General features: G+C 71.0%; 8 protein-coding genes. 5 read left to right on the top strand and 3 right to left on the bottom strand.

Going from position 1 to position 8,105, the window contains the following annotated elements; genetic code table 11:
• From ACWCSD_RS42295 to ACWCSD_RS42285, 3 genes are all read right to left on the bottom strand, one after another.
• A partial coding sequence (locus tag ACWCSD_RS42295; protein WP_449923490.1) for a L,D-transpeptidase occupies positions 1 to 876 on the bottom strand: 876 nt, incomplete at its 3' end.
• Between the two features lie 176 nt (positions 877 to 1,052).
• The gene (locus ACWCSD_RS42290) at positions 1,053 to 1,685 is read right to left on the bottom strand and encodes a response regulator transcription factor (RefSeq protein WP_352323887.1); all 633 of its coding nucleotides are present in this window, start codon (positions 1,683 to 1,685) and stop codon (positions 1,053 to 1,055) included.
• On the bottom strand, positions 1,682 to 2,890 hold the full coding sequence (locus tag ACWCSD_RS42285) for an ATP-binding protein (protein WP_358282268.1): 1,209 nt from the start codon (positions 2,888 to 2,890) through the stop codon (positions 1,682 to 1,684). Before ACWCSD_RS42285 ends, ACWCSD_RS42290 begins: the two co-directional genes overlap by 4 nt.
• Before the next feature lie 114 nt (positions 2,891 to 3,004).
• Between ACWCSD_RS42285 and ACWCSD_RS42280 the strand changes: the two genes are divergently transcribed.
• The 5 genes from ACWCSD_RS42280 to ACWCSD_RS42260 all read left to right on the top strand — a co-directional run.
• Entirely contained in the window at positions 3,005 to 4,711 is a 1,707-nt protein-coding gene (locus tag ACWCSD_RS42280; RefSeq protein WP_449923485.1) for a PspC domain-containing protein, read from the top strand.
• Entirely contained in the window at positions 4,701 to 4,904 is a 204-nt protein-coding gene (locus ACWCSD_RS42275) for a hypothetical protein (RefSeq protein WP_397165170.1), read from the top strand. The genes ACWCSD_RS42280 and ACWCSD_RS42275 overlap by 11 nt, the downstream gene beginning before the upstream one ends.
• 72 nt (positions 4,905 to 4,976) lie before the next feature.
• The gene (locus ACWCSD_RS42270) at positions 4,977 to 5,459 is read left to right on the top strand and encodes a (2Fe-2S)-binding protein (protein WP_352362730.1); all 483 of its coding nucleotides are present in this window, start codon (positions 4,977 to 4,979) and stop codon (positions 5,457 to 5,459) included.
• 50 nt (positions 5,460 to 5,509) lie between these two features.
• A complete protein-coding gene (locus ACWCSD_RS42265; RefSeq protein WP_449923493.1) occupies positions 5,510 to 7,855 on the top strand; it encodes a xanthine dehydrogenase family protein molybdopterin-binding subunit in 2,346 nt (781 codons plus the stop codon).
• Positions 7,852 to 8,105: FAD binding domain-containing protein (locus tag ACWCSD_RS42260; protein WP_449923480.1), on the top strand; the 254-nt coding region annotated here is incomplete at its 3' end. The genes ACWCSD_RS42265 and ACWCSD_RS42260, both read left to right, overlap by 4 nt.

Below are 8,105 nucleotides of genomic sequence, written 5' to 3'. Positions count from 1 at the left end.
GCTGCCCTGCTTCCACTGGGTCCAGTTGAGCTGCCAGTAGCTCCAGCCGTTGCGCCAGTCGAGCTTACGCTTGGTTCCGGTGATCTTGACGACGTCACCGCGCTGGGCGATGCCGTAGAACCACTTGGCGCCCTGCGGGGTGGCCCGCACGCAGCCGTGGCTCTGGTTGGAGCGGCCGAGGTACTGGTAGTAGCCGGCGCTCTGGTGCACGTACTCGCCGCTGTCGGAGATGCGCACCGCCCAAGGGATCTCCTCCTTGTAGTAGCGCGGGTCCTTGGGGTCGGTCACCCCCATCCAGGACGACGTCATCGTCTCGACGGACTTCTTGCCCATGGTGAGGTGCACGCCGCTGGTGGTGAGGTAGACGTCCACGCCGTTGCGCATGAGGCCGCCCCGGCCGGCGCTGATCGCGATCTTCTTGGCGATCTTGCCGTCCCGGTAGACCTTCATCTGGTGCCGGCGGGTGTCGACGACCGAGATGTTCGCGGTGCCGACGGCGAAGCGGCGGGTGACGTCCTCGGCCTTGTTGCCGGGCAGCTGGCTGAGGCGCGCGGTGAACAGCACCTTCTGATGCGGCTTCCAGTACGTCTTCGTCCGGTAGATGACCTTGCGGGCCGACACCCAGCGCCAGGCGCCCTCGACCGGTTTGTCGGCCTGGACCTCCAGCAGCGCCTCCACGGCGGCCTTGTCCTTCACATCCCGGTCGAACGTGACGATGATCGGGAAACCGACACCGACTTTCTCCGCCGTCTCCGCCATGGGCGTGATGTCGGCGATGTCGAGCTTGACCTTCTTGGCCGGAGCCGCGACGTGGGCAGCCGCGGCGAGGCCCACGGAGGCGGTCGTCCGGACCGCCGGGACCTGCGAGGCCGGCACGCCTTCTGCCGAACAGGCCGCAGCCGAGGCCAGTGCGACCATGGCAAGCAACCGGGGGACGCGATTCAAGGGGGTTACTCCTGGATTATGTGCTTCTCCTTCCATGTGTGACTACTGAGACGCCTGATTCGTCTACGAATCGCCGTAACGACCTTGTAACGGTCCAGAAAGCAGGATCAGACCAGGCGGCGCGCGGTGGCCCAGCGGGACAGCTCGTGCCGGTTGGAGAGCTGGAGCTTGCGCAGCACGGACGACACGTGCGTCTCCACGGTCTTGACCGAGATGAACAGCTCCTTGGCGATCTCCTTGTACGCGTAGCCGCGGGCGATCAGCCGCAGCACCTCGCGCTCGCGCTGGGTCAGCGAGTCGAGCTCGGGATCGATCGAGGGCGCCTCGGAGGAGGCGAAGGCGTCGAGGACGAACCCGGCCAGCCGCGGTGAGAAGACCGCGTCGCCGTCGGCCACCCGGCGGATGGCGTCGGTGAGCTCCTTGCCGCTGATGTTCTTGGTGACGTAGCCGCGCGCGCCGCCCCTGATGACGCCGATGACGTCCTCGGCGGCGTCGGAGACCGACAGCGCGAGGAAGCGCACCTGCGAGCCGGTGCTGAGGACGCGGCGCAGCACCTCCTGGCCGCCGCCGCCGGGCATGTGCACGTCGAGCAGGACCACGTCGGGCTGGTGCTCGGCGATGGCCTTGACCGCCGTCTCGACGTCCTCCGCCTCGCCCACGACCTCGATCGAGTCGCCCAGCTCCGCGCGTACGCCGGATCTGAACAGCCGGTGGTCGTCGACGATCAACACGCGTGTCATTGCTTGTCCACCTTCATCGTCAGCATCACTTCCGTGCCCTCGCCGGGCTCGGTGCGGACCCTGGCCGTGCCGCCGTGACGTTCCATTCTCCCGATGATGGACTCCCTGATGCCCATTCTGTCGAGGGGCACCGCCTCAAGGTCGAAGCCCTTGCCGCGGTCCTTCACGAAGATGGTCACCTCCAAGCCCTCCACCTCCGCGTAGACGGAGATGGCCGGGCTCTCAGAATATTTCGCCGCGTTGACCATCGCCTGCCTGGACGCCTTGAGCATCGCCGCCAGCTTGCCCTGCGGGTCGAGGTCGATGTCGCCGACGCAGACGACCTCGATGGGCACGCCGTGCGAGTCCTCCTCCTCGGCCGCGATCCGGCGTACGGCGGCGGCCACGGTGGCGTCGGCGTCCTGGGCGGGCTGGTAGAGCCAGTTGCGCAGCTCGCGCTCCTGGGAGCGGGCCAGCCTGGTGACCTCGCGGGGGTCGTGGGAGACGCGCTGGATGAGGGTGAGCGTGTGCAGCACCGAGTCGTGCACCATGGCGGCCACCTCGGCGCGTTCCTCCTGGCGGATGCGCTCGCGCCGTTCGAGCTGCAGCTCCTTCCACAGGCCGGCCAGCCAGGGCGCGGCGATGACCGCGATGCCGCCGACCACGACGACGGTGAACAGCAGACCGGGCCTGGCCTGGGCCAGCTCGCCCTGGGCGTACAGGAAGCCGGCCGCGCCGATGACGACCAGCGTCACGCCGAGCAGCGTGCGCACCCGGTTGGTCCGGATGCTCTTGGTGGCCCCGCTGACCCAGTTCTTGCGGCGTTCGGGGTCGGCCTGCTGCCACAGGATGAGCGCGCCGATGCCGCCGACGGCGAACGGCAACATGCCGATCCCGCCCTTCGAGGCCCCGGTCAGCCAGCCGAACGCGGCCAGCGCCACGCCGATCGCGCTGAACGCGGCGAGCTGGCTCCAGTCGCGCTGCGGCGGCTGCCCCTCGTACGGCTCACGCGGAGTGATCATCCACAGCACGGCGTACGCCACCATGCCGACCCCGTCCACGACGCTGAGCAGCACGAACATCAGCCTGATCACGACGGGATCGAGGGAGAGCTGCGCCGCCAGCCCCTGGGCCACGCCGCCGAGCAGGCGGCCCTCCATGGGGCGGAGCATCCGGCGATAGGGTCGATCGCCGGTGGGCTCGGCAAGTGTCTTCTGGTCTGCCATAACATCGCCATCGTCACATGTCGCGGGCACTTCGGGCATCAGGGAACAACCCCCAGGGTCGAGTCAGGGGTCTCCCGGATGCGGCCACCCCGCCCGACGGTCCACGATGGTTCCATGACAGAAGCTCCGCCCAGGCAACCCGCCGCCCCGCCCCGGGAGCTGCGACGCAGCAGCGAGGGGCGCTTCCTCATGGGCGTCTGCGCCGGTCTCGGGCGGCACACCGGCATCGACCCCGTGGTGTTCCGCGTGGCGTTCGCCGTGCTCCTGCTCGGTTCGGGCATCGGGATCTTCCTGTACATCGCGGCCTACCTGCTGATGAAGGAGCCCAACGGCGGGCCGGGGATCATCGAGCAGTGGACCCGCCGCGACCTCGACGCCGAGGCCGTGATGGCGCTGCTCACGGCGGTGCTCGGGTTCGGCCTCGCGCTCAACCTCGCGACCGTCTGGCTCGACACCGGCACGCTGGTGGTCGGCGTGCTGCTGGCCGTCTCGCTGCTCGCGGCCCACTCCAGAGGCATCGACCTGCTGGGCCTGGCCCGCTCGATGCCCGAGCGGCTCGGTCGCCGGCGCTCCCCCGACGCGGAGCCGCCCGCGCCGTCCTACGCGCCGCCCGCGTCCGCACCTCGGGTACGTCCCGCCGAGCCCGGCTGGTCCGGCCTCGGCGACACCGTGACGGCCCACCCCGAGTCCCCGGCTCCGGCTCCCCGGCCGACGGCCGCCGCGCACGCCGAGGCCGTGGCCGCGCGGCTGCGGGCGATGTCCGCCGGCCGGCAGGCCGAGGCACCTCGTACGGACCGGCCCGAGACCCCTGAAGCGGGACAGGCGGAGGCCGGCCGGGCCGAGATGTCGAAGATCGAGGCCGCACAGGCGATGGAGGACGCCGGCGCCGTGACGGCGGAGCACCAGCTCCCCCGCGACGCGACCCGCCAGGCACAGACGCCCGGCACAGAGGCCCCTGAGGCCCCCAAGACACAGGTCGAGGCCCCGCAGCCGCGGCCGCAGGCCGAGGCTCAGGCGGCGTCGCGGCAGGAGCCGCCCGCCTACCGCCCCCAGCCCAGGACCGCGATCGACTACAGCGGCTACGGCGAGCCCTTCGCCCCGAAGGGTCCCTACCGCCCGCTCGACCCGGCCAGGCGGCCCGGCCAGTCGCCCTACGACCCCGCCCTGTACGGCCGCCCGGCCCCCGCCCCGGCCCCCCGGGCCCGGCGCCCCAAGTCGTTCATCGGGGTCATCACCATCTTGCTCGCGATCATAGTGGGAGGGATCGTCGTGGCGGTCCAGGCCAGGTCGGCCGCGGGCGTGAGCCCGACCATCGTCGGCGGCGCCGTGCTCATCACCATCGGCGCCGGACTGCTCATCGCCGCCTGGTGGGGCCGCGGCGCCGGTCTCGTCGCGGCGGGCACCACGGTCGCGCTGCTGATCGGCGTGGGGCTGATGCTGGGCGGCCTGCCGCGCAACTTCGGCGACTCCACCTGGTACCTGACCAAGCCCTCGGAGGCGGGCAAGGTCTACGACGTCGGCGTCGGTGACGGCCGGCTGGACCTGACGGAGCTGAAGGCGCTGCCGGGGACGAGCCTGACGTTCGACGCCCGGGTCTCCGTGGGCGAGCTGACGGTGATCGTGCCGCCGACGGCCAGGGTCGAGGTGCACGCGATGAACAAGGTCGGCGACATCAAGGTCGACCAGTCGATCAGGGGCGGCGTGGACGTCAAGTTCGACAAGGTGCTGGAGCCCGAGGTCAGGTCCGAGGACGAGGAGTTCACGATCGTGCTGAACCTGCGGGGCGGCCTGGGCGACATGGAGGTGCGGCGTGGCGCGTGACGTCGAGCGGGTCCGGCGCGTGCACCGGACCGACTGGATGGCCCTGCTGAGCGGCACGTTGTTCGTGGTGCTCGGCATCCTCGTGGTGACCCGCGTGCTCACGGACGCGCTGATTCTGGTCGGGCTGACCGTGGTGGGGCTGGCCTTCGCGGGGGTGGTGGCGATCATCGCTCGGGTGGTCCGCGGCAAGTAACCCTTGACCGGGAAAAACACCGGCGTAGTTTCGGGTGTGTCCGCCTTTCCCCCTGCTCCTGAGGGAGGACGTATGCCCCGAATCACCGTCACCGTCGACGGGATCAAGTACGAGGAGGACGTCGAGCCGCGGCTCCTCCTCGTTCATCTACTCCGTGAGCGGCTCGGCAGGACCGGCACCCCGGTCGGCTGCGACACCAGCAACTGCGGCGCCTGCACGGTGCTGCTCGACGGCAAGAGCGTGAAGAGCTGCTCCGTGCTCGCCGTGCAGGCCGACGGCGGCGACGTCGTCACCGTCGAGGGCCTGGGCGCGAACGGGTCGATGCACCCGATGCAGCGGGCCTTCCACGAAGAGCACGCCCTGCAGTGCGGCTACTGCACCCCCGGCATGGTCATGGCCGCGATCGACCTGGTCCGGGAGGACCCGGAGCCGTCGGAGGAGTCGATCAGGCACGGGCTGGAGGGCAACCTGTGCCGCTGCACGGGCTACTGCAACATCGTGCGCGCGGTCAAGCGCGGCGCGCAGGAGATGGGGCAGGCGGTGAGGACGCAGTGAGCGAGCTGAGCCCCGAGGCCGTCGCCGGGCAGATCGCCGGCAGCGGCCAGATCAACGAGCCGGCCGGCGTGCACGAGGTGGGCCGGCCGCGCCGGCGCAAGGAGGACGCCAGGCTGCTGACGGGGCGTACGCGCTGGACGGACAACCTCTCCAGGCCCGGCACGCTGCACGTGATGTTCCTGCGCAGCCCGATGGCCCACGCCCGGATCACCCGGGTGGACGTGTCGGCGGCCCGCGGCCTGCCCGGCGTGGTGGCCGCCTTCAGCGGCCAGGACTTCGCCGCCGAGCAGGGCAGCCTGCCGTGCGCGTGGCCGGTGACCGACGACGTCGTCATCCCCGACCACCCGCCGATGGCCACCTCCGAGGTCCGGTACGTCGGCGAGGCCGTGGCCTGCGTGGTCGCGACCGACCGGTACCGGGCGGCCGACGCGCTGGAGGCCATCGAGATCGACTACGAGCCGCTGCCCGCGGTGCTCGACATGACCGAGGCGCTGTCGCCGGACAGCCCGAAGGTGCACGAGGCGGGCAACCAGGCGTTCTCCATGAAGATCACCTCTGGTGACGTCGACGCGGCGTTCGAGGGCGCCGCCGTCGTCATCGACCGGACGTACGTGCAGCAGCGGCTCATCCCGACGGCCATGGAGCCGCGGGCGGTGCTGGTGGACACCGACGGCGACTCGTTCACGATGTGGACCTCCACCCAGATCCCGCACATCCTGCGCGTCATGCTCGCGGTGGTGACCGGCATCCCCGAGCACGACCTGCGGGTGATCGCCCCCGACGTGGGCGGCGGGTTCGGCTCGAAGTTGCAGGTCACCGCCGAGGAGGTGCTCTGCCTGCTGATGGCGCGCCGGCTGGGCCGGCCGGTCAAGTGGACGGAGTCCCGCTCCGAGGGCAACCTGACCGTGCACCACGGCCGCGACCAGCTCCAGCACATCCGCCTCGCGGCCGACGCCGACGGGCGCATCCGGGGGCTCCAGGTCGACCTGCTGGCCGACATGGGCGCGTACCTGATGCTGGTGACGCCGGGGGTGCCGCTGCTCGGGGCGTCCATGTTCAACGCGATCTACAAGATGGACGCCTACGAGTTCGGCTGCCGGGGCGTGTTCACCACCAAGATGCCGACGGACGCCTACCGGGGCGCGGGCCGTCCCGAGGCGACCTTCGGCATCGAGCGGACGATGGACGAGCTCGCCGCCGAGCTGGGCCTGGACCCGCTGGAGGTGCGCCGGCGCAACTGGATCAGGCACGAGGAGTTCCCGTACACGACGATCTCGGGGCTGACCTACGACTCGGGCAACTACGAGGCGGCCACGGAGCGGGCGCTGTCGCTGTTCGGCTACGACAAGCTGCGGGCCGAGCAGGCCGACCGGCGGGACCGGGGCGATCCGGTGCAGCTCGGGATCGGGGTCAGCACGTACACGGAGATGTGCGGGCTGGCGCCGTCGAGGCTGCTCGGGGCGGCCAGGTTCGGGGCGGGCGGCTGGGAGCACGGCTCGGTGCGCATGCTGCCGACCGGCAAGGTCGAGGTCATCACCGGCACGTCCCCGCACGGCCAGGGGCACGTGACGGCGTGGAGCCAGATCGTGGCCGACGCGCTGGGCGTGCCGTTCGAGGACGTGCGGGTGCTGCACGGCGACACGGCCGTCGCGCACAAGGGCATGGACACCTACGGCTCGCGCTCGCTGGTCGTGGGCGGCATCGCCGTGCTCCAGGCGTGCGAGAAGGTCAGGGAGAAGGCCAGGAAGCTGGCCGCCCACATGCTGGAGTGCTCGCCGGACGACCTGGAGTTCGACGGCGGCGCGTTCAAGGTGCGCGGCACCGGGTCGGGCCGGACGATCCAGGAGCTGGCCTACGCCGCGTTCCAGGCGCACGACCTGCCCGACGGCGTGGAGGCGCGGCTGGACTCCGACGCCACCTTCGACCCGGACAACTACTCCTTCCCGCACGGCACGCACCTGTGCGCGATGGAGGTGGACACCGAGACGGGCATGACCAGGATCCGCTCGTACGTGGCCGTGGACGACGTCGGCAAGGTGGTCAACCCGCTGATCGTCGAGGGCCAGGTGCACGGCGGCATCGCGCAGGGCGTGGCGCAGGCGCTGTTCGAGGAGGCCGTCTACGACTCCGAGGGCAACCTGCTGACCACGACCATGGCCGACTACCTGCTGCCGTCGGCGGCGGACCTGCCGTCGTTCACGACGGACCGCACCGAGACCCCCGCGACCGGCAACCCGCTGGGCGTCAAGGGCGTCGGCGAGGCGGGCACGATCGCCTCCACCCCGGCGGTGGTGAACGCGATCGTGGACGCGCTGCGGCCCTACGGCGTCGGCGACATCCGGATGCCGTGCACGCCCGAGCGTGTCTGGCGAGCGCTGGAAGGAGCGCGGCGATGATCCCCGCACCGTTCGACTACGTGCGTCCCGGCTCGCTCTCGGCGGCCTGCGCTGAGCTCGCCGCCGACGAGGACGCCAAGGCGCTGGCCGGTGGGCAGTCGTTGCTGCCGTTGTTGCGGTTGCGGCTGGCGTATCCGTCCAAGCTGGTGGACATCGGGCGACTGCCCGGCCTGAACGGCGTGCACGACCGGGGCGACCACGTCTTCATCGGCGCGCTGGCCACGCATGACGAGGTCATGCGGTCCCCGGT

The organism is Nonomuraea sp. NPDC001684 (assembly GCF_053596515.1).
Note: the sequence above shows the minus strand (reverse complement) of the source record. Positions and strands in the feature narration are given on the sequence as shown.

Excerpts from the sequence above, each read along its gene's own strand:
- ACWCSD_RS42290 (WP_352323887.1), bottom strand. The coding sequence starts at position 1,685 with ATGACACGCGTGTTGATCGTCGACGACCACCGGCTGTTCAGATCCGGC.
- ACWCSD_RS42285 (WP_358282268.1), bottom strand. The coding sequence starts at position 2,890 with ATGGCAGACCAGAAGACACTTGCCGAGCCCACCGGCGATCGACCCTAT.
- ACWCSD_RS42280 (WP_449923485.1), top strand. The coding sequence starts at position 3,005 with ATGACAGAAGCTCCGCCCAGGCAACCCGCCGCCCCGCCCCGGGAGCTG.
- ACWCSD_RS42270 (WP_352362730.1), top strand. The coding sequence starts at position 4,977 with ATGCCCCGAATCACCGTCACCGTCGACGGGATCAAGTACGAGGAGGAC.